We start from the raw sequence: 19,313 nt of genomic DNA on the forward strand, positions 1-19,313 counted from the left end.
GGTCCGCTTGTCGGACCTTGCCGTTATCGTGCGTGCATGATCTTCCGCAGAGCCCGGTTCACCACTGCCGTGGCCGGATTCGAGGCCGCCGTGCGGCGCAGGGACCCCCGGACCTCGCAGGAGGCGTTCGCCGCGCTCCACGAGCACTTCGAGCGGGCCGGTGAGGGCGAGTTCGCCGACGCGGCGCCCCGGCTGGCCGCGCTGCTGGCGGAGTTGCCGCCCGGCCCCCGCGCGGTCACCGCGCAGCTGATCGGGGCGTGCGTGGAGCGGGGCGCGGACCCGCTGGTGTGCGCGCCCGCGCTGCTGGCGGGGCTGGCCCGGACGCTGGAGGCGGCGGCGGAGTTCCCGGCCCGCTGGCGCGCGGCCGGCGGGGGCGAGCTGCCGCAACCGGACGCGGGGGAACCGCACTCCGGGGTGGTCGCACGGGTCGGGGAGGACGTTGCCCGGGGCTGGTGGAACCTGCCGCTGTGGGAGACCGCGGCGCTCGCGGTGCTCAACCACCGGGCGGTACGAGGCGTGGTCCCGGACCGGCCGGGGCTGCTCGCGACGGCCGGCCGGATAGCCGACGCGGCCGACGGCCATCTCCAGTGTCTGATCCACGCGCTGCTGGTGCTGGACGACGAGCCGCTGGTCGTCCTGCACCGCGACACCCGCACGGGATACCGGATGCGGATGACGGGGATAGCGGACAACTTCCAGCTCCACACCCTGCTCGCGGCGGAGCTGGCCGGTGCCGGGCACGTCCCCGGCGAGATCCCGGCGCCGGAAGCCGTGGCCGTGTGCCGGGACGCCCCCGGCCAGGTGCCCACCACGGGCACGTTCCAGCTGACCGCGCCGGACGGCGGTGCGATCTGGAACGAGGGCACGCCGTCGGACATCCCGGTGGTGGACGGGGTCCGGCTGCTGGTCCTCGATCCGCCGCCGTACGCGCGTGGCTGGCCGACGGGCCGCTTCCTCGCCGGGATGCCCGGTGATCTGCGGCTGGAGCGTGTGCTCGACGCGGCGGAGACCGGCCGCTGGTTCGGCTCGGTGGCCGACGAGGCCAGACGCTGACGCACGGCTGGTCCGAGGCCGGGCACCCGGTCCACGGATGGCCGTTCAGGGGCGGGCCGGACCGGTCACGATCTCGGCCCAGACCTGTTTCCCGCCGCTGACCGGTACGGTCCCCCAGGCCGCCGTGACCGCCTCGACCATCAGCAGGCCCCGCCCGCCGGTCGACTCCCAGGGCGTCGCGACCGGTTTCACGGGGGACCGCGGCGAGGCGTCACCGACGGCCACCCGCAGCCGGTCGCGTACGAGGGTGAGATCGAGCCGGACCGGGCCGGTGGTGTGCAGCAGCGCGTTGGTGACGAGTTCGGTGACGACGAGGAGCACGGTGTCGGCGGTGTCGGCGCCGCCCGTGTCGCTGCCGTCGGTGCGGGTGCCGTCGGTGCCGGGGCGCCAGTCGTCCAGGGTGCGGCCGGTGAAGTCGCGGGCCGCCCGGACCGCGTGGGGCTCTCTCCGCACGGTCAGGCCCGCGCGGCGCGGGCGGACGGCGGTGCCGTCGTAGCGCATCAGCAGCAGCGCGACGTCGTCGTTGCGGTTGGCGCCGTCGAGGAGGGCGTCGGCGACAAGGCCGAGATGCCCGGGGTCGGAGCGGGCGAGCGCGTCCCCGAGCGCGGCGATCCCCACATCGATGTCGCAGCCCGCCGACTCCACCAGGCCGTCGGTGGTCAGCGCGACGAGCGTGCCCGGTTCCAGTACGAGTTCGGTCATCGGGAAGTCCGCGTCGGGGACCACGCCGAGCGGGGGGCCGCCCGCCGTGTCGACGGTGTCGACGCGCCCGTCGGGCAGCCGCAGCACCGGCGGCAGATGGCCCGCGCGGACGCACAGCACGGACCCCGACTCCATGTCGACGTCGAGGTAGCAGCAGGTGGCGAAGAGGTCGGTCTCCATCCCGACGAGCAGCCGGTTGGTGTGCGAGATGACGACGTCCGGTGAGTGGCCCTCGATGGCGTAGGCGCGCAGCGCGGTCCGCATCTGGCCCATCAGGCTCGCGGCCACGGCGTTGTGCCCCTGGACGTCACCGATCACCAGGGCCACATGCTGGTCGGGCAGCGGGATCACGTCGTACCAGTCGCCGCCGACCTCCAGTCCGGCGACGGTCGGCAGATAGCGGGCGACGGCCCGGCCGCCGGGGATGTCGGGGAGTCTGCGGGGCAGCAGGGACCGCTGGAGGGTGCCGACGAGTTCGTGTTCGGCGTCGCTGGCGCGGACCCGGGTGAGGGCCTGTCCGGCGAGGCCCGCCGCGGCGGTGAGGAAGGCGCGTTCGTCGGCGCCGAAGGCGTGCGGCTCGTCCCAGCCGATCAGACAGAGTCCGGCGGTGCGGCCCCCGGCGGGCAGCGGCAGTACGGCCAGGCCGCCGGGGCCGACCTCGGCGACGTCCGGTTCGAGCGGGGTGCCGGCCTCCAGGATCGCGGGGCGGCCGTCGCGGATGGCGGCGGAGAGCGTCGGCATGGCGCGCAGCGGGGCGTCGGGCCACTCGGAGCGCCATTCGGTGCGCCAGGTCCCGGGCCACAGTTCGGGGTCGGGCGGGTCGAGGACGGTGACGACGAGGCGTTCGCCCTCCAGTTCGGCGAGGGCGATGCGGTCGGCGTTCAGGGGTCCGCGCAGTCCGGCGGCGACGGCCTGGCTGGCCTCGCGGACGGTGGAGGTACCCGCGAGGACGGCGGCGAGGCGCTGGACCCGGGTGACGTCGGTGACGCCGGAGCGCAGGTCGGAGGTGTCGGTGACGGTGCCGAGGAGCCGGGTGCGGCCGTCGGCGTCGGCGACGACCTGGCCGCGCAGCCGCAGCCAGCGCGGTTCACCGGAGGGCCGCTGGATGCGGAAGTCGAGTTCGCGGTCGCCGATGGCCATGTGGTCGGCCTCGACGACGGACATCAGGGTGGGCAGGTCCTCGGGGACGGTCTGGGCGAGCAGGGTCTCGACCCGGCCGTCGAAGTCCCCCGGGGCCATGCCGAAGAGGGCGAGGAGCCGTGCGTCGGCGTCGATGCGGCCGGAGTCCATCGCGAGGCCGAAGGAACCGGCGTCGTCGTGGTCGCCGGGGCAGGTGTCGCGGGCCGGGGCGGGGACGGTGCCGCCGAGGGCCGCGGCGAGCAGCACGAGGACATCCTGTTCGCCGGTGCCGAAGCCGCCGGGGCGTTCGGTGACCGCGAGGAGGCATCCGGCGTGCCCTGCGGCGTCACCGAGCGGCAGCGCGGCGACGGAGATGTCCTTGGCCCGCGACTGGTCGGGCGGCGGGCAGCCGTCGAGGGCGTCGGGGGTGAGCCACAGCGGGGCGCGTTCCCTGCGTGCGGCGGCCATGGGTGAGTCGCCGTCGGCGGGGTAGGTGTCGCGCAGTCCGTACAGGCTCCGGGGTACACCGGCGCTCTCGACCAGGGCGAGGGCGGAGCCGGTCGTGTCGGGGGTGTAGACGGCGGCGAGGGTGGCTCCGGAGAAGACGAGGGCCTGTTCGATGACGGAGCGGAGCCTTCCGGCGGGTTCGCGTGGTCCGGGGAGGGCCGCGATGGCGCGTTCGGCGCTCAGGGCGCCCGCGGTCGCCGTGACCCGCGGCGCCCCGGTCGCCTCCGCGGCCGTCATGCCCTGTTCTGACCCGCCCTCGCTCGCCACATCCGTCATTACAGCGCTTCCGGGGCGTGGGCGCAGCCCTTGCCGGGTTCCGTGTCCTGCGCGTCGTGGGGCGGCCCGCGGGACACGGCACGTCCGGGTGACCAGCGGTACAGATGTGCGGTGGACGGGGTCGTACGGATGTCCGGCGCGAGGTGACGGGTGCCGACGTGTGCGGGGCGGGTGTGGCTCGCGGATGGGGCGAAGGGGGTTCAGGGGAGGGGCTGTTCGGTCCAGATGACCTTGCCGCCGCTGGTGTAGCGGGTGCCCCAGCGTTCGGCGACCTGGGAGACGAGGAACAGTCCCCGGCCGCCCTCGTCGGTGATGGCGGCCTGTCTGAGGTGGGGTGAGGTGCTGCTGTGGTCGGACACCTCGCAGATCAGGGCGCGGTCACGGATGACCCGGACGCGGATGGGGCCCGCCGCGTAGCGGATGGAGTTGGTGACCAGTTCGCTGAGGATCAGTTCGGTGGTGAACGCCTCGTCGGCGAGGCCCCATTCGGTGAGGGTGCGGGCGACGTCGGAGCGGACCTCGGCGACGGCGGCGGGGTCGGAGGGCACTTCCCAGTCGGCGACCCGGTCGGGTCCGAGGATGCGGGTGCGGCCGACGAGCAGGGCGATGTCGTCCCGGGGGGTGTCGGGGACCAGGGCGCTCAGGGTGGCCTCGCACAGTCCGTCGACGGTTCGGTGGGTGTTGGCCTCCAGGGTGGTGCGCAGCAGTTCGAGTCCTTCGTCGATGTCACGGTCGCGGTCCTCGACGAGTCCGTCGGTGAACAGGACGAGGCGGGTGTGCTCGGGGAGCTGGAGTTCGAGGGTCTCGAAGGGCAGTCCGCCGAGGCCGAGGGGCGGGCCGCCGGGTACGTCCGCGAACCGGGCGGTGCCGTCGGGCAGCAGGAGGGCGGGCTGGAGGTGTCCGGCGCGGGCCATGGAGCAGTGGCCGGTGACGGGGTCGTAGATGACGTAGACGCAGGTGGCCCCGGTGACCCGGAGGGTGGGGCCGGGGACGGCGATGTCGTCGCCGCTCTCCTCCTGGTCGAGGCGGGTGACGAGTTCGTCGAGGTGCCACAGGAGCTCGTCGGGGGGCAGGTCGAGGGTGGAGAAGTTGTGCACGGCGGTGCGCAGCCGGCCCATGGTGGCGGCGGCGTGCAGTCCGTGGCCGACGACGTCCCCGACGACGAGGGCGACCCGGCCGCCGGGCAGCGGGATGATGTCGAACCAGTCGCCGCCGACGCCGCCGAGTCCGGCCTGGGCGGGCAGGTAGCGGAAGGCGGCGGCCAGCGCGCTCTGCTCGGGCAGGCCGTGCGGGAGGAGGCTGCGCTGGAGGGTGACGGCCATGGCGTGCTCGCGGGCGTAGCGGCGGGCGTTGTCGACGCTGACGGCGGCGCGGGCGACGAGTTCCTCGGCCAGTGAGCGGTCGTCGTCGTCGAAGGGTTCCCGGTCCCGGGAGCGCCAGAAGATCGCGACGCCGAGGACGACGCCCCGGGCCCGCAGGGGGACGGCGATCATCGAGTTGAGGCCCGCGGCGACGACGGTGCGGGCCCGTTCGGGCGACTGGAGCTCCCAGCCGGAGTAGGCGCTCAGGTCGGCGTCGAGGACGGAGGTGCCGTCGGTGAGGACGGCGCCGAGCGGGGTGGTGCCGACGAAGCTCATGTGGTGGCCGACGGGGAACAGCGCGCCCCCGTCGTCGGGGCCGCTGTAGGCGGTGCGGCGCATCTCGCGTCCGGTGCCGGTCGCCTGGGGTTCCTCGCCGCGCAGGACGGCGGTGACGAGGTCGACGGAGGCGTGGTCGGCGAACTCGGCGGTGGCGAACTCCGCGAGTTCCTCGCAGGTGCGGACCATGTCGAGGGTGGTGCCGACCTTCGTCCCGGCGTCGTAGAGCAGCCGCAGCCGGCCGCGGGCGAGGTCGGCCTTGCCGGTCAGGGACCGCAGATCGGTGGTGTCACGGAGGGTGGCGACGCTGCCGGGGGGTCCGCCGTGCTCGTCGGTGGGGCGCTGGTTGAAGGCGAGGAGCCGGTCGCCGACGGCGAACACCTCGTCGTTGGCGGGGCGCCCGGACTCCAGGAGCTCGGCGGCGCGCGGGTCAAGGCCGAGGTCGGCGACGGGGCGTCCCTCGACGTCGGACGGCAGGTCGAGCAGCCGTCTGGCCTCGTCGTTGGCGAGCAGGAGCCGTTTGTCGCCGCCGACGATGAGGACGCCTTCGCGCACGGCGTGCAGAACGGCGTCGTGGTGTTCGTACATCCGGGTCATCTCGGTGGGGCCGAGGCCGTGGGTCTGGCGGAGCAGCCGGCGGTTGACGACGGCGACACCGGCCGCCCCGAGCAGCAGAACACCGGCGGCGACGCCGAAGACCAGGGGGAACTGGGCCTCGATCACGCTCTGCACCTGGGAGACGGCCATCCCGGCGGAGACGGCGCCGATGACCTGGCCGCCGGCGCCGTAGATCGGGACGGTCGCCTGGACGAGCTGGCCGATGGAGCCCTCGGACTTCTCGGTGACGACCTGTCCGGCGAAGACGGGGCCGAGGTCCCCGACGAACCGCAGACCGATGCGCTGCGGTACGGGGTGCGTGTAGCGGATGCCCTCCCGGTTGACGACGACGATGAAGCCGACGTCGGAGCGGCGCTGGGCCTCCAGGGCGCGGGGCTGGAGCACGGCGGACGGGTCGCGGCTGCGCAGGGCGGCCTCGATACCGGGGGAACTGGCGAAGGTCTCGGCGACCGCGATCGAACGGTTGCGCGCCTCTTGTTCCGCGTCCGCCCGCGTCTGGAAGATGAGCGCTGCGAGCGCGGTCGCGACGAGCAGCACCACGATCGCCAACTGCACGAGGAAGACCTGACCGGCGACAGTTCGCATGCTCGGAACCAGGCGCGGGCGGCCGTAGCGGGCGGCCATGTCCTCATTACTACACCCACCGCCAACGGCCCGCATGGCGCGCCGACGCGGCCGCGCGACCGTACGGAGTGTTTTCCTCCGACTGGAACTCAAGTTAGGCTGGCCTAACTTTTCAGCCATGGGTCGCCACCCGGTCCGCACCCGCGGGGCCTCTTCCGCCCGCCGTGTACGTCCCGGTCGGCCGCCCATGGCCGTATCCCGTTCCACGCTGTTCCCGCCGCTCCCGAAGGACCCCGCCAGATGCCGCCACTCCGCAAGCGTCTCTCCACCCGCTTCGCCGCCGTAGCCGCCGGTACGGCCCTGCTGGCCGGAGCCGCCGCGGGCTGCGGCTCGCCGGACCGGGACGGTGAGGACTCCGGGAGCACCGGCCGGTCGGGGGCCGTCGAGAAGGGCGCCTTCCCGGTCACCATCGAGCACAAGTACGGATCGACGAAGATAGCCGAGGAGCCGGAGCGGATCGTCACGGTCGGTCTGACCGACCAGGACGCGGTCCTCGCGCTCGGCAAGGTCCCGGTGGGCACCACCGAGTGGCTGACCAGCGGTTACAAGGGCAACATCGGGCCCTGGGCCGAGGACGAGCTGGGCTCGGCGAAGCCGCCCGCCGTCCTCAAGGACACCGGCACCGGCCCCCAGACGGAGAAGATCGCCGCGCTGGACCCGGATGTGATCCTCGCCCTGTACGCGGGTCTCACCAAGGACCAGTACCGCACCCTGTCGAAGATCGCGCCGGTGGTCGTCCAGCCCCAGGGCTACAACGACTTCGGTCTGCCCTGGCAGCAGCAGACCGAGGCCATCGGCACCGCGCTCGGGCAGCCCGCGAAGGCCAGGAAGCTGGTCGCGGCGACGGAGAAGCACATCAGCGACGCGGGTGCCGCCAACCCCGCCTTCAAGGGCCGCACCGCCGTGATGGCCACCCCCTACCAGGGCATGTTCGTCTTCGGCCCCGAGGACCCGCGTACCCGGCTGCTGGCCAGCCTCGGCTTCACCCAGCCTGACGGGCTGAAGGAGGTCGTCGGCGACGAGTTCGGCGCCAACATCAGCAAGGAGCGCACCGACCTCGTCGACACCGACGCCCTCGTGTGGACGGTCCCCGACCTCAAGAAGGACGCCGCGAAGCTGCACGCCAACAAGCTCTACAACGGCCTGGACGTCGTCAAGGAGGGCCGTGAGGTCTTCGTCCAGGACGGCACCCCCTACGGTGACGCGGTCAGCTTCGTCACCGTGCTGAGCCTGCCGTACACCACCGACCGGCTGGTTCCCCAGCTCAAGGCCGCGGTCGACGGCAAGCCGGGGACGAAGGTGGGCGGACCCGAGTCCTGAGCCGGGGGCGGCCCGGCGCGTGACGCGCCGGGCCGCTCCGGCCGGAGCCTTCCATGCTGACGAAGAAGACGACACCACCCCACGGCGCCCAGTCGGGCCCACCGCTCCCCGCTCCCCCGGCCTCCCGGGGCCGGGCCGTCCTGCTCACCACCGTCCTGGCCGGCGGACTGCTGGCGCTGTGCCTGCTGTCACTGGGCCTCGGCGCGCTGAGCATCCCGCCCGGCCAGGTCGTCGACGCCCTGCTCGGGAACCCGGTCGGCGAACGGGTCGAGAACATCGTGTGGTCGGTCCGGGTGCCCCGGACGGGACTCGCGCTCGCCGCCGGGGCCGCCATGGGGCTGTCCGGCGCGGTGATGCAGGCACTCACCCGCAATCCGCTGGCCGACCCCGGCATCCTCGGGGTCAGCGCCGGGGCGTCCTTCGCGATCGTGCTCGCCGCCGGGGTGCTCGGCCTCGGCTCGCTGCTCGGACAGGTGTGGTTCGCCTTCGCGGGCGCGCTGATCGCCGCCGTCGTGGTGTACCTCCTGGGACAGCTCGGGCGCTCCGGGCCCACCCCGGTCAAGCTCGCCCTCGCCGGGATCGCCGTCACCTCCGTACTGTCCTCGCTGACCAGCGCGATCGTGCTGACCGATCCGGAGGCCCTGGACCGGTTCCGGTTCTGGTCGGCGGGCTCGCTCGCCGACCAGGACGGCGCCACCGTCGTACGGATGCTGCCGTTCCTCGCGCTCGGGGCGGCCCTCGTGCTCGCGGCGGCTCCCGCGCTCAACAGCCTGGCCCTCGGCGACGATGTCGCGACCTCGCTCGGCCGCCGCCTCGGTCTGATCCGGCTCCAAGGGGTCGTCGCGATCACCCTGCTCACCGGGGCGTCCGTCGCCGCGATCGGACCGGTCGTCTTCCTCGGCCTGGTGGTGCCGCACGCCGCACGCTCGCTCGCGCAGTACACCGGGCGCGGTCCCGACCAGCGGCTGCTGCTGCCGCTGTCGGGGGCCCTGGGCGCGGCGCTGCTGCTGGCCGCCGATCTGCTGGGCCGTCTCGTCGCCCGCCCGGCCGAGGTCCAGGCGGGACTCATCATCGCCTTCATCGGCGGACCGTTCTTCATCGCGCTGGTCCGTCGGCGCAAGCTCGCGGAGGTATGACCGTGTCGAGTGCTCCACCGGCCGGCACGGTCGGCGAGACGGACAAACTCCGGCCACGGCGGCCGTTCGGCGGGCCCCGCCCCTTCCGGCTCACCCTCGTACCCGTCTCGGGAACGCTGCGCCCCCGGCTCGTCGTGGTGACGGTCCTGCTGGCGGTGGCCGTCCTCGCCGCCCTCAGCCGCCATGTCTCCGTCGGGGAGTTCGCCGTACCGCTGCCCGAGGTGATCGCCGCCCTCACCGGCTCCGGCGACCCGGGCACCACGCTCGTCGTCACGGAACTGCGGCTGCCCCGGGCCATGGTCGGGCTGCTCGCGGGCATCGCGTTCGGGGTGTCCGGCGCGCTGTTCCAGACGATGACCCGCAATCCGCTCGCGAGCCCCGACATGATCGGCCTCACCCAGGGTGCCGGCACCGCGGTCGCCGCCGGGCTGGTCCTGGGCTGGGACGGCGGCCTCGGCACCCAGGCACTCGGCCTGCTCGGCGCGCTGGCCTCCGCGTTCGTGGTGTACTCCCTCGCCTGGCGGCGCGGCACCACCGGCTACCGGATCATCCTGGTCGGCATCGGGGTGTCCTGGGTGTGCACCTCCGCCACCGACTATCTGCTCGCGCACGGCGGCCGGATGCAGGCCCAGGCCGCCTTCGGTTGGCTCGTCGGCAACCTCAACGGCCGCGACTGGCAGCAGGCCGGACCGCTCGCCGTCGCGCTGCTCGTCCTGCTGCCCACCGCGCTGCTGCTGGGACGGCTGATGCGGACCCTGCTCCTCGGGGACGACGTGGCCGCCGGACTCGGCACCCGGGTGCAGACCGTACGGCTCGCGGTCCTGCTGTGCGGGGTGGGCCTCGTCGCGTTCGCGACGGCGGCGGCCGGTCCGATCGCCTTCGTGGCGCTGGCCGCCCCGCAGATCGCGCAGCGCCTCGCCGGTACCGCCTGGCCGCCACCACTGGCCGCCGGGCTGACCGGCGCCCTGCTGATCCTGGTGTCCGACATCGCCGCCCGGACCCTGATCGACGGCACCGAACTGCCCGTCGGCATCGTCACCGGCGTGCTCGGCGCGCCCGTCCTGCTCTGGCTGCTCATCCGCGTGAACCGCGCGGGTTCAGGAGGCTGACCCCATGTCGACAACCCCGCCCCCGGCGGCGCCGGACGACGCGCCCGATCTGCGCGCGGAGAACCTGCGCCTCGCCTACGACGACCGGATCGTCGTCGACGGCCTGGACCTCGTGGTGCCGCCCGGCCGGATCACCGCCGTCGTCGGCGCCAACGCCTGCGGCAAGTCCACCCTGCTGCGGGCCCTCGCCCGGCTGCTGACCCCCCGGGAGGGCGCGGTCCGGCTCGACGGACAGGCGATCCACAAGGTCCCCACCCGGCAGCTCGCGCAACGCCTCGGTCTGCTGCCGCAGTCCCCGGTAGCCCCCGAGGGACTGACCGTGGCCGATCTGGTGACCCGGGGCCGCTCCCCCCACCAGACCTGGTGGCGGCAGTGGTCCACCGGCGACGAACAGGCGGTACGGGAGGCCCTGGCCGCCACCAGCATGACCGAGCACGCGGACCGCGCGGTCGACGAGCTGTCCGGCGGACAGCGCCAGCGGGCCTGGATCGCCATGGCCGTCGCCCAGGGCACACCCATCCTGCTGCTGGACGAGCCGACCACGTATCTGGACCTCGCCCATCAGATCGACGTCCTGGACCTCGTCACCGATCTGAACCGCAACGAGGGCCGCACGGTCGTCATGGTGCTCCACGACCTCAACCAGGCGTGCCGCTACGCCGACCACGTCGTCGCCATGAAGTCCGGCCGGATCGCCGCCGAGGGCCCGCCCGGCGAGGTCATCACGGCGGAGTCGGTGGCGGACGTGTTCGGGCTGCGCTGCCAGGTGGTCGCCGACCCCGTGAGCGGGACCCCGATGGTGATCCCCGTGGGACGGCACCACACGGGCGACCCGGCGGTCACGGCCGACGACGCGGTCAAGGTACTGGGCGCGCCCCGGGGTTCCTAGGTACGGGTCGCCGCCGGTGGTCAGCGCGGAACGTGATGCGTCGCGGGTGGGGAGTCCGGACTCGGCACCAGGGTGGGTCGGCGGCGGGGGCGGGGCGGGGCAGCGGGCCCAGGGCGTCGCCGGCGGGGGCGGGGCGGGGCAGCGGGCCCAGGGCGTCGCTCGGCGGGGGCGGGGCGGGGCAGCGGGCCCAGGGCGTCGCCGGCGGGGGCGGGGCGGGGCAGCGGGCCCAGGGCGTCGCCGGCGGGGGCGGGGCGGGCCGTTCGCCCGCCCGGACGATATTCCGTGGGAAGCGGGGCCGGGCATGCGTACCGTACGCGTATGCCAGAGATCCAGTTGCTCCGCGCCGACCACGCCGCCGCGCTGCGTGCCTTCGAGTGGGAGAACCGCGCCTATTTCGCCGAGTCGGTGCCCGACCGGGGTGACGCCTACTTCACCGGCTTCGCCGCACGGCACGAAGCGCTGCTGGCCGAGCAGGCCGCCGGACTCGGCTGGTTCCATCTGGTCGTGGACGGGGACGGCGAGGTGCTGGGCCGGGTCAATCTGATCGATGCCGCGGACGGCGAGGCCGAACTGGGCTTCCGGATCGCCCGCAAGGCCACCGGCCGGGGGCTCGCCACCGACGTGGTGCGGCGGATCTGTGCCCGCGCTGCCCACGAATACGGTCTGACCTCGCTGCGGGCCGCGGCGACCCTCGACAACGCGGGCTCGCGGGCGGTGCTGATCCGCACGGGCTTCGTACCGGCGGGCGAGACCGTGCTGGACGGGCGTCCGGCACGGTGCTTCAGCCTCGCGCTCGCGGTACCGGACGGCGAAGGCCGCCCGGTGCGGGTGTCCTCAGTGTGACGGATGGTGGGCGAGCGTGAGATGCGGATCGGGTCCGCCCGGCTCCGGCGCGGGATCGGCGTGGACCAGCGCGGCCGTCAGCCGGGGTACGGAGTGCAGCAGCGCGTGCTCCGCGTCCACGGCCACCTGATGTGCCTGCCGGACCGTCAGATCCCCGTCGACCACGACCGAGACCTCGGCGCGCAGCCGGTGCCCGATCCAGCGCAGCCGCAGCTCGCCCACGGACCGCACCCCGGGAGTCGCGAGCAGGGCGTGTTCCGCCCCGTCGACCAGCGCCGGGTCCACCGCGTCCATGGCCCGCCGGAACACCTCGCGGGCCGCGTCGCGCAGCACCAGCAGGATCGCGGCGGTGATGGCGAGACCGACCAGCGGGTCGGCGAGCCCCCAGCCCAGGGCGGCTCCCCCGGCGCTCAGCAGCACCGCCAGTGAGGTGTACCCGTCCGTGCGCGCGTGCAGTCCGTCCGCTACCAGCGCCGCCGAGCCGATCTCCCGGCCGACCCTGATGCGGTAGCGCGCGACCGCCTCGTTGCCGAGGAATCCGATGACCGCCGCGACGGCGACCACCGGCACATGGGTCATCTCCCGGGGTGACAGCAGCCGCTCGACGGCGGACCACGCGGCAAACGCCGCCGAACCGGCGATCACCAGCAGCACGGCCAGTCCCGCCAGGTCCTCCGCCCGTCCGTAGCCGTAGGTGAACCGGCGGTTGGCGGCCCGCCGTCCGAGCAGGAACGCGACGGCCAGGGGGACGGCGGTCAGTGCGTCGGCGGTGTTGTGGACGGTGTCCCCGAGCAGCGCGACGGAGCCCGACAGCACGACGACGACCGCCTGGGCCATGGCGGTGGCACCGAGCACGGCGAGCGAGATCCACAGCGCCCGCAGACCTCGCGCGGACGCCTCCATGGCAGCGTCGACCTTCTGCCCGCTGTCGTGGGAGTGCGGCCGGAAGCGGTGGGCGAGGCGGTCCGTGAGGCGGCGCGGCCGGGACCGGTGACTGTGATCGTGGCCTTGTCCGTCACCGTGATCGTGGCCTTGTCCGTCACCGTGACCTTGGCCCTGGCCGTGGCCCTGGCCCTCGTCGTGCTGGTGCTGGTGCTGGTGACCCGGTATGTACGGGTGTCCGTGACCTTGGCGGTGCTCCTGGCCGTGCTCGTGGTGATGACCCTGGTGCGGGTGGGGGTCGGGACTCATCCGGGGACGTCCTCCATGGCGGTGGGCGGGGTCCGGCCGCGGCCGGGGGCCTCTCGGGGCGGGCGGTTCCTGGCCCGCACGGTGGACATGCCCCGCCCGGCGGCCCATCATGTGCGTATGAGCGCACGCACGCACCTTTCATCTGCGCAGGATGCGCACCCGCGCCCCCCGGGCGACAGCGACGCGTACGCACGCGCGGCGGAGGTGCTCGCCCTGCTCGGGGATCGCACCCGGCTGATCCTGCTGAAGCGGCTGGCCGGGGGCGAGGCCGATGTGAGCACGCTGACCAGGGCCTCGGGCGCCGCCCGGCCCGCTGTGAGCCAGCATCTGGCGCGACTGCGGCTGGCGGGGGTGGTGAGCACGCGCAAGGACGGCCGCCGCGTCGTGTATTCCCTCCCGGAGGGGCCGGTGCGACGGGTGGTGGACGAGGCGCTGCGCCTCACCGACCGGTAATCGCCGCGGGAACGGGCGGCGGCGGGTCGGAAGCGCCTCCCAAGAATTCAACTGCTCTGCTTCGTAGTACGGTTGGGCATCCGGGAGCCCCGGGCCGCCCAGGCCCGGACCGGGGCCGGAAACCGGTCCGTGTCGTCCGCGCGGCGATCAGGACCATCCGCCGCCACCGCGTGGTACTTTGAATGTGGCACATGTGTACGCCGCTCTCGGCGCCGTTGCCGTATCTCTCCCTATCACCTCTTCGCCACCCCGCCCACGGGGTGCGCCACCGCTCGTCCTTCCCGGGCCGGCGGACGTCGAGGAGTGTGTGTTTCTCCGTTCTGTTCCGGTCGCGGGCCTCTTCCGCCCGCCGCGGGGGCGTGGTCGTGCCGCCCCTTGCCCCGACACCGGGTCCACCCCTTGCCAGTTCACTCACCCGCCGTCCGCGAAAGGACCCCGTCCCCATGACCAGCATCCTCGAACACCCCACCACGCGAGGCACCACCGTCCGGCCCGCCGAGGTCACGGTGGCCGGGGTCCTGGACCTCACCCCGCAGGGCCACGGGTTCCTGCGGCCCCCCGACCTCATGCCCACCCCCCAGGACCCGTACGTCCCGGTCACGCTCGTGCGCCGGCTCGGGCTGCGCACGGGTGACGCCGTCTCAGGAACCCTGAGCACGGGCGCCGACGCGAAGCGGGGCGTCAAGCGGACCGTCGGCCGGGTCGACCTGGTGGAGGGCCTGCCCCCCGAGCAGCTGGGCCTCCGCCCGCACTTCGGTGATCTCACCCCGCTGCACCCCCGGGAGGCGCTCCGGATGGAGGGCGGGGCGAGCGGGCTCACGATGCGCGTCACCGATCTCGTGTCGCCCGTCGGCAAGGGACAGCGCGGGCTGATCGTCGCCCCGCCGAAGACCGGCAAGACCGTGCTCCTCCAGCAGCTCGCCGCCGCCGTCGCCCGCAACCACCCCGACTGCGTGCTCATGGTCGTCCTGCTGGACGAGCGGCCCGAGGAGGTCACCGACATGCGGCGCACGGTCCGCGGCGAGGTGCTGGCCTCCACCTTCGACCGCCCCGCGAAGGACCACATCGCCCTCGCGGAACTCGCGGTGGAGCGCGCCAAGCGGCTGGTCGAACGCGGCAAGGACGTCGTCATGCTGCTGGACTCGCTGACCCGGCTGTGCCGCGCGCACAACAACGCGGCCTCGTCCGGCGGCCGTACGCTCAGCGGCGGGGTCGACGCACGGGCCCTGTCGGGATCGAAGCGGCTGTTCGGGGCCGCGCGCTGCGCGGAGGAGGGCGGATCGCTGACCATCCTCGCGACGGCCCTGGTCGAGACCGGTTCCCGCGCGGACGACTACTACTTCGAGGAGCTCAAGGGCACCGGCAACATGGAGATCCGGCTCAGCCGGGAACTCGCCGACAAGCGGGTGTACCCGGCGGTGGACATCGTCGCCTCGGGCACCCGGCGGGAGGAATTCCTCGTCCCCGCACCGGATCTGGCGGTGGTCCGGGGCCTGCGGCGCGCGCTGATCGGCCAGAGCGTCCAGACCGCGTTGGAGACCCTGCTGGACCGGATGCGCAGCACCCCCTCCAACGCCGACTTCCTGCGCAAGGCGCGGGCCACCCTGCCGCCGTCCTGACACGCGGCGACGACGGCGAAGCGCCTGGTCACCAGGGGTTGTCAGTGGTGGCGCCTAGGATCGCGCCATGGATGAGAACAGGTGGGCGGGGGTCCGCGAGCGGGTGCTGGCGCTGGCTGGACACCCGGGTGCGGAGCAGGTGTTCGGCCTGCCGGACGGTGAGCCGCTGCGGGCTCCGCTGACCCGGGCACAGCTCGCGGAGCTGGAGGGCCAGATCGGTACGCGGCTGCCGGAGGAGTACCGCGGATTCCTGCTCCAGGTGGGCGCGGGCGGAGCGGGCCCCTCGTACGGCGTGTTCCCGGTGGTCCTGGACGCGGACGGCCGCTGGGGCTGGGAGGGGGACGGCGGTGACATGACGGATCCCGCCCGGCTCGGGGAGCCGTTCGCCACGGTCCGTGCGGACGCCGCCGAGCTCGCCGCGCTCCAGGCGAGGACTCCCGAGGAGGAGGACTTCCCGGACGCCCCGGACGCCTTCGAGGCCGCGTACGACGAGTGGGACGAGCGCCATTCCGAGGTGCTGTTCTCCGGGGAGCGGACCATCGGCGCGATATGTCTGTGCCATAAGGGGTGCTGTCTGCGGCAGTGGCTCGTGGTCTCCGGTCCGGAGGCGGGCACCGTCTGGGACGACCCCCGGGCCGACTGGGCCGACATCGAGCCCCTCACCGGCCCGGACGGCCGCTCGCTCACCTTCGCGCAGTGGTACATGAGCTGGCTGGAGGAGGCCGAGCGCACGGCGGAGCGGTACGGGGAGGCGGCCTGACGGCCCCGGACGTAGCCGGTGCACGGGTCTGGCGTGGCCCGCGCGGGTGCACGATGATCATCGGATGCCGGGTGTCCGGGGTCGAAACCTCCGGGCCCACGCGTACCGCCCTGACGCCCGACGGGTCCGCCGCGCCGCCGTGACGCCCCGTCAGCCGTCCACCGACCATGGGAGAAGCACGCCTTGACCCCTTCCGTTCCGTCCTCCGCCGCGGCCCCCGCGCTCGCCGATCAGCTGGTCCAGCAGTCCTGGGGGTTCGTCACCGACCGGGCGCTCCAGACCGCCGCGGAGCTCGGGATACCCGATCTCGTCGCCCGGGGTCCGGTTCCCCTGGCGGCGCTCGCCGAGGCGACCGGTTCGCTGCCCGATGCCCTGGGCCGGCTGCTGCGACCGCTCGTCGCCACCGGGGTGTTCACCCTGGACGGCACCGGTGGTTACGGTCCCACCGGGACCAGCGTCCTGCTGGAGTCGGCGCATCCGCAGACCCTGCGCCCATGGTTCAGGCTGATGTACCGGGTGACGTTCCGGATGTTCGACGATCCGCTGTTCACGCTGCGGACGGGACGGCCCGCGTTCGAGGAGCGGTTCGGCAACACCTACTTCGGCCATATGGCCGAGCACCCCGACGACAACGACGTGTTCCACGCCGCCATGGCGTCCTTCACCCGCCGGACCGCCCGCGCGGTCGCCTCGGCGTACGACTTCTCGGACGCCGGGTCCCTGGCCGACATCGGCGGCGGGCTGGGGACCCTGATCTCCGAGATCCTCTCCTCCGCCCCGGCGGCGACCGGAACGGTCTTCGATCTTCCGCACATGGCGGAAGCGGCCCGTGGCGCGCTGGACGCGGCAGGGGTGGGCGAGCGGGCCACGGTGGTGTCCGGGGACTTCTTCGCCGCTGTCCCCCGGGCCGACACGCTGCTGCTGTCCTGGATCCTGCACGACTGGGACGACGAGAAGTCGCTGGAGATCCTGCGCGCCTGCCGCAAGGCCCAGGAGAGCGGACAGGGCCGCCTGCTGATCGTGGAGGCGGTGCTGCCCGAACTGCCGGGCCCCGGGCAGACGACGGCCCTGGATCTGGTGATGCTCTTCGGCCTGGGCGGACGGGAACGCACCGAAACCGAGTACGCCGCGCTGCTGGACACCGCGGGCTACGAGCACATCCGTACGCTGCCGCTCGAAGCACCCGGGATGCATGTCATCGAGGCCCGCACCCGCGGCTGAGCCCCCCGTCCCCGGCGTTCCGGCTGTGCTGCTGGGTCCGGTGTTTCCGGCGGGGCGGCTGGGTCCGCCGGGGCGGCCGGGGACGGGTGCGGCCCACCTCGCGGACACCGACTGCCGGTGCCCGCGCCGGTGCGGCGGGCCCGGGTGCGGGTGATGCTGGTGGGGCGGGGGCAGCCGTGCGCGAAGGAGGCTCCATGCCCGACGACGAGCCCGGCGAACGTGACGGCGAGCCCGGTACGCGCCACGACCACGGCTCGAAGCGCGACAGCGGCACCGAGCACGGCGGCGGCACCGAGCAGGGCGGCGTACCCGGCGGGGAACTGCGCGCGTACCACGCCAAGCGCCGTTTCGACCGGACCGGGGAGCCCCGGGGCCTGCCCGCGTCCACCGAGGACGCGGCCGTACCGGCGGACGGCGAGGCGGCGGAGCCCGGCGCCGGACACCGGTTCGTCGTACAGATCCATGCCGCGAGCACCACGCACTTCGACTTCCGGCTGGAGGTCGACGGTGTCCTCAAGTCCTGGTCGGTGCCCCGGGGGCCGTCCACCGACCCCGGGGACAAACGGCTGGCGGTGCCCACCGAGGACCACCCGCTGGAGTACCGCGCGTTCGAGGGAGTGATCCCGCCCGGCGAGTACGGCGGCGGCACTGTCATCGTCTGGGACCACGGCACCTACCGGCCGACCAGCCATGACCGGCGCCACCGGCCGGTCCCCTTCGCCCGGTCCCTGGAGCTGGGGCACGCGACGTTCTGGCTCGACGGGACGAAGCTGCGCGGCGGCTACGCGCTGACCCGGTTCCGGGACGGCGAGGGCGGATCGGGGCGGGCCGCCTGGCTGCTGGTGAAGTCCCGGGACGAGCGGGCGCGCCGGGACGGCCATGGCACCCCCGACCCCCGCCGGGCCCGGTCCGCGCGCAGCGGCCGGACGCTGCGGCAGGTCGCGGAACGTCCCGAGGCCGTCTGGGAGAGCGACCGGGGCGGGCGGCGGGCCGGGCGGCCGGGGAGCGCGCGGGGATGAGCGGGCTGCTCGGTTCGCTGCCGCCGGAGCAGGTGCGGCTGCTGTCCGTGGCGCGCCCCGGCCGGGAACTCGCCGCGCGTCCCATGACCGCGACGCTCAGCGACCGCCGGGAGTTCTCCGCGCGCTGGATCTTCGAACGGAAGCTGGACGGCGTGCGGATGCTCGCCGTCCGGGAGGCCGGCACGGTCACTCTTGTCTCCCGCAGCGGGCGCCGGGTCGACGGCAGTTACCCGGAGATCGCCGCCGCGCTGGCCGCGCAGGAGCGCGCCGATTTCACGGTCGACGGGGAGATCGTGGCGTTCACGCACGGCCGGACGGACTTCGGGCTGCTCCAGCGGCGGATGGGGCTGACCCGGGCCGCGGAGGTGGCGGCGAGCGGGGTGGCGGTGACGTACTGCGTGTTCGACGTGCTGCGGCTCGACGGGGCCGACACCACCGGGCTGCCGCTGCGGACCAGGAAGTCGCTGCTGCGCCGGGCGCTGACGTACCGGACGCCCCTGCGGTTCACCCCGCACCGCAACGCGGGCGGCACCGATCTGCTGGCGCAGGCGTGTGCCCGGGGCTGGGAGGGCCTGATCGCCAAGCGGGCCGACAGCCGGTACCAGCCGCGCCGGTCCCCGGACTGGCTGAAGCTGAAGTGCTCGCGCGGCCAGGAGTTCGTGATCGGCGGGTTCACCGAGCCCGCCGGGGGCCGGACCGGGTTCGGCGCGTTGCTGCTGGGCCACTACGCGGACGGGGTGCTGCGGTACGCGGGCAAGGTCGGCACCGGCTTCCCGTCCCGGACGCTGACCGTGCTGCGGACCCGGCTCGACGGACTGCGCCGCCCGGACTCCCCCTTCGGCGACCGGGTCACGGAACGGCACCCCCGGTGGGTGGAGCCGAGCCTGGTGGCGCAGGTGGAGTTCGCGGAGTGGACCCGGGACGGGATGCTGCGGCATCCCCGCTTCACCGGACTGCGGGACGACAAACGCCCGCGGGACGTGGTCCGGGAGGAGGCCGGTCCGCCACCGTGAGGAGCCCGGGGGGCGGGCCCGGTCACACGGGACGCGGCATGCCGGATGCGGCGAGGGACTGCCTGGTGGTTACGCCCTGGTGGTTACGCCACGGTCGGTCGCTCTCCGTGGCGGGTCGCACTCTCCGCGGTGCACGAGCCGCCCCGGGGCCGGGGAGCACGGCGTCCGAGAGGCCCACGCACCCCTCACATCAGAACGAATCAT

General features: G+C 74.0%; 15 protein-coding genes. 12 read left to right on the forward strand and 3 right to left on the reverse strand.

Annotated elements, in window-relative coordinates:
* Positions 1-36 precede the first annotated feature (36 nt).
* A complete protein-coding gene (locus tag OG711_RS03225; RefSeq protein WP_329558320.1) occupies positions 37-1,053 on the forward strand; it encodes a hypothetical protein in 1,017 nt (338 codons plus the stop codon).
* A gap of 45 nt (positions 1,054-1,098) precedes the next feature.
* Here the strand turns inward: OG711_RS03225 and OG711_RS03230 are convergent, their stop codons facing one another.
* The gene (locus tag OG711_RS03230) at positions 1,099-3,618 is read right to left on the reverse strand and encodes a SpoIIE family protein phosphatase (RefSeq protein ID WP_329558321.1); all 2,520 of its coding nucleotides are present in this window, start codon (positions 3,616-3,618) and stop codon (positions 1,099-1,101) included.
* A gap of 239 nt (positions 3,619-3,857) precedes the next feature.
* Entirely contained in the window at positions 3,858-6,536 is a 2,679-nt protein-coding gene (locus OG711_RS03235; RefSeq protein ID WP_266505108.1) for a SpoIIE family protein phosphatase, read from the reverse strand.
* Positions 6,537-6,776: 240 nt separating this feature from the next.
* Between OG711_RS03235 and OG711_RS03240 the strand changes: the two genes are divergently transcribed.
* From OG711_RS03240 to OG711_RS03260, 5 genes are all read left to right on the forward strand, one after another.
* The gene (locus tag OG711_RS03240; RefSeq protein WP_329558322.1) at positions 6,777-7,856 is read left to right on the forward strand and encodes an iron-siderophore ABC transporter substrate-binding protein; all 1,080 of its coding nucleotides are present in this window, start codon (positions 6,777-6,779) and stop codon (positions 7,854-7,856) included.
* A 53-nt stretch (positions 7,857-7,909) separates the two neighbouring features.
* A complete protein-coding gene (locus OG711_RS03245) occupies positions 7,910-8,992 on the forward strand; it encodes a FecCD family ABC transporter permease (protein ID WP_405672647.1) in 1,083 nt (360 codons plus the stop codon).
* On the forward strand, positions 8,989-10,101 hold the full coding sequence (locus OG711_RS03250) for a FecCD family ABC transporter permease (protein WP_329558323.1): 1,113 nt from the start codon (positions 8,989-8,991) through the stop codon (positions 10,099-10,101). The genes OG711_RS03245 and OG711_RS03250 overlap by 4 nt, the downstream gene beginning before the upstream one ends.
* A 4-nt stretch (positions 10,102-10,105) precedes the next feature.
* Positions 10,106-10,990 (forward strand): ABC transporter ATP-binding protein, encoded by an 885-nt coding sequence (locus OG711_RS03255; protein ID WP_329558324.1) that lies wholly within the window; start codon positions 10,106-10,108, stop codon positions 10,988-10,990.
* Positions 10,991-11,308: 318 nt separating this feature from the next.
* Positions 11,309-11,833 carry a GNAT family N-acetyltransferase gene (locus tag OG711_RS03260; protein ID WP_329558325.1) on the forward strand — a complete coding sequence of 175 codons (525 nt, stop codon included), beginning with the start codon at positions 11,309-11,311 and terminating at the stop codon, positions 11,831-11,833.
* Here OG711_RS03260 and OG711_RS03265 read toward each other — a convergent pair.
* Entirely contained in the window at positions 11,825-13,024 is a 1,200-nt protein-coding gene (locus OG711_RS03265; protein WP_329558326.1) for a cation diffusion facilitator family transporter, read from the reverse strand. The genes OG711_RS03260 and OG711_RS03265 overlap by 9 nt on opposite strands.
* A gap of 117 nt (positions 13,025-13,141) precedes the next feature.
* Between OG711_RS03265 and OG711_RS03270 the strand changes: the two genes are divergently transcribed.
* From OG711_RS03270 to ligD, 6 genes are all read left to right on the forward strand, one after another.
* A complete protein-coding gene (locus OG711_RS03270; protein ID WP_329558327.1) occupies positions 13,142-13,477 on the forward strand; it encodes an ArsR/SmtB family transcription factor in 336 nt (111 codons plus the stop codon).
* 443 nt (positions 13,478-13,920) lie between these two features.
* Positions 13,921-15,096 carry a transcription termination factor Rho gene (gene rho / locus OG711_RS03275; protein ID WP_073786254.1) on the forward strand — a complete coding sequence of 392 codons (1,176 nt, stop codon included), beginning with the start codon at positions 13,921-13,923 and terminating at the stop codon, positions 15,094-15,096.
* A 67-nt stretch (positions 15,097-15,163) separates the two neighbouring features.
* Entirely contained in the window at positions 15,164-15,856 is a 693-nt protein-coding gene (locus tag OG711_RS03280; RefSeq protein ID WP_073786255.1) for an SMI1/KNR4 family protein, read from the forward strand.
* Positions 15,857-16,039: 183 nt separating this feature from the next.
* On the forward strand, positions 16,040-17,077 hold the full coding sequence (locus tag OG711_RS03285) for a methyltransferase (protein WP_266505126.1): 1,038 nt from the start codon (positions 16,040-16,042) through the stop codon (positions 17,075-17,077).
* A 194-nt stretch (positions 17,078-17,271) separates the two neighbouring features.
* Positions 17,272-18,096 (forward strand): DNA polymerase ligase N-terminal domain-containing protein, encoded by an 825-nt coding sequence (locus OG711_RS03290; RefSeq protein WP_329558328.1) that lies wholly within the window; start codon positions 17,272-17,274, stop codon positions 18,094-18,096.
* Positions 18,093-19,109 (forward strand): non-homologous end-joining DNA ligase, encoded by a 1,017-nt coding sequence (gene ligD / locus OG711_RS03295; protein WP_073786257.1) that lies wholly within the window; start codon positions 18,093-18,095, stop codon positions 19,107-19,109. Before OG711_RS03290 ends, ligD begins: the two co-directional genes overlap by 4 nt.
* Positions 19,110-19,313: the final 204 nt, after the last annotated feature.

It is taken from the genome of Streptomyces uncialis (assembly GCF_036250755.1).
Taxonomy (GTDB): Bacteria; Actinomycetota; Actinomycetes; order Streptomycetales; family Streptomycetaceae; genus Streptomyces; species Streptomyces uncialis.

What these genes read in the sequence shown, in the direction of transcription:
- OG711_RS03225 (WP_329558320.1), top strand. Translation starts at nt 37, where the DNA reads ATGATCTTCCGCAGAGCCCGGTTCACCACTGCCGTGGCCGGATTCGAG.
- OG711_RS03230 (WP_329558321.1), bottom strand. Translation starts at nt 3,618, where the DNA reads ATGACGGCCGCGGAGGCGACCGGGGCGCCGCGGGTCACGGCGACCGCG.
- OG711_RS03235 (WP_266505108.1), bottom strand. Translation starts at nt 6,536, where the DNA reads ATGGCCGCCCGCTACGGCCGCCCGCGCCTGGTTCCGAGCATGCGAACT.
- OG711_RS03240 (WP_329558322.1), top strand. Translation starts at nt 6,777, where the DNA reads ATGCCGCCACTCCGCAAGCGTCTCTCCACCCGCTTCGCCGCCGTAGCC.
- OG711_RS03245 (WP_405672647.1), top strand. Translation starts at nt 7,910, where the DNA reads ATGCTGACGAAGAAGACGACACCACCCCACGGCGCCCAGTCGGGCCCA.
- OG711_RS03250 (WP_329558323.1), top strand. Translation starts at nt 8,989, where the DNA reads ATGACCGTGTCGAGTGCTCCACCGGCCGGCACGGTCGGCGAGACGGAC.
- OG711_RS03255 (WP_329558324.1), top strand. Translation starts at nt 10,106, where the DNA reads ATGTCGACAACCCCGCCCCCGGCGGCGCCGGACGACGCGCCCGATCTG.
- OG711_RS03260 (WP_329558325.1), top strand. Translation starts at nt 11,309, where the DNA reads ATGCCAGAGATCCAGTTGCTCCGCGCCGACCACGCCGCCGCGCTGCGT.
- OG711_RS03265 (WP_329558326.1), bottom strand. Translation starts at nt 13,024, where the DNA reads ATGAGTCCCGACCCCCACCCGCACCAGGGTCATCACCACGAGCACGGC.
- OG711_RS03270 (WP_329558327.1), top strand. Translation starts at nt 13,142, where the DNA reads ATGAGCGCACGCACGCACCTTTCATCTGCGCAGGATGCGCACCCGCGC.
- rho (WP_073786254.1), top strand. Translation starts at nt 13,921, where the DNA reads ATGACCAGCATCCTCGAACACCCCACCACGCGAGGCACCACCGTCCGG.
- OG711_RS03280 (WP_073786255.1), top strand. Translation starts at nt 15,164, where the DNA reads ATGGATGAGAACAGGTGGGCGGGGGTCCGCGAGCGGGTGCTGGCGCTG.
- OG711_RS03290 (WP_329558328.1), top strand. Translation starts at nt 17,272, where the DNA reads ATGCCCGACGACGAGCCCGGCGAACGTGACGGCGAGCCCGGTACGCGC.
- ligD (WP_073786257.1), top strand. Translation starts at nt 18,093, where the DNA reads ATGAGCGGGCTGCTCGGTTCGCTGCCGCCGGAGCAGGTGCGGCTGCTG.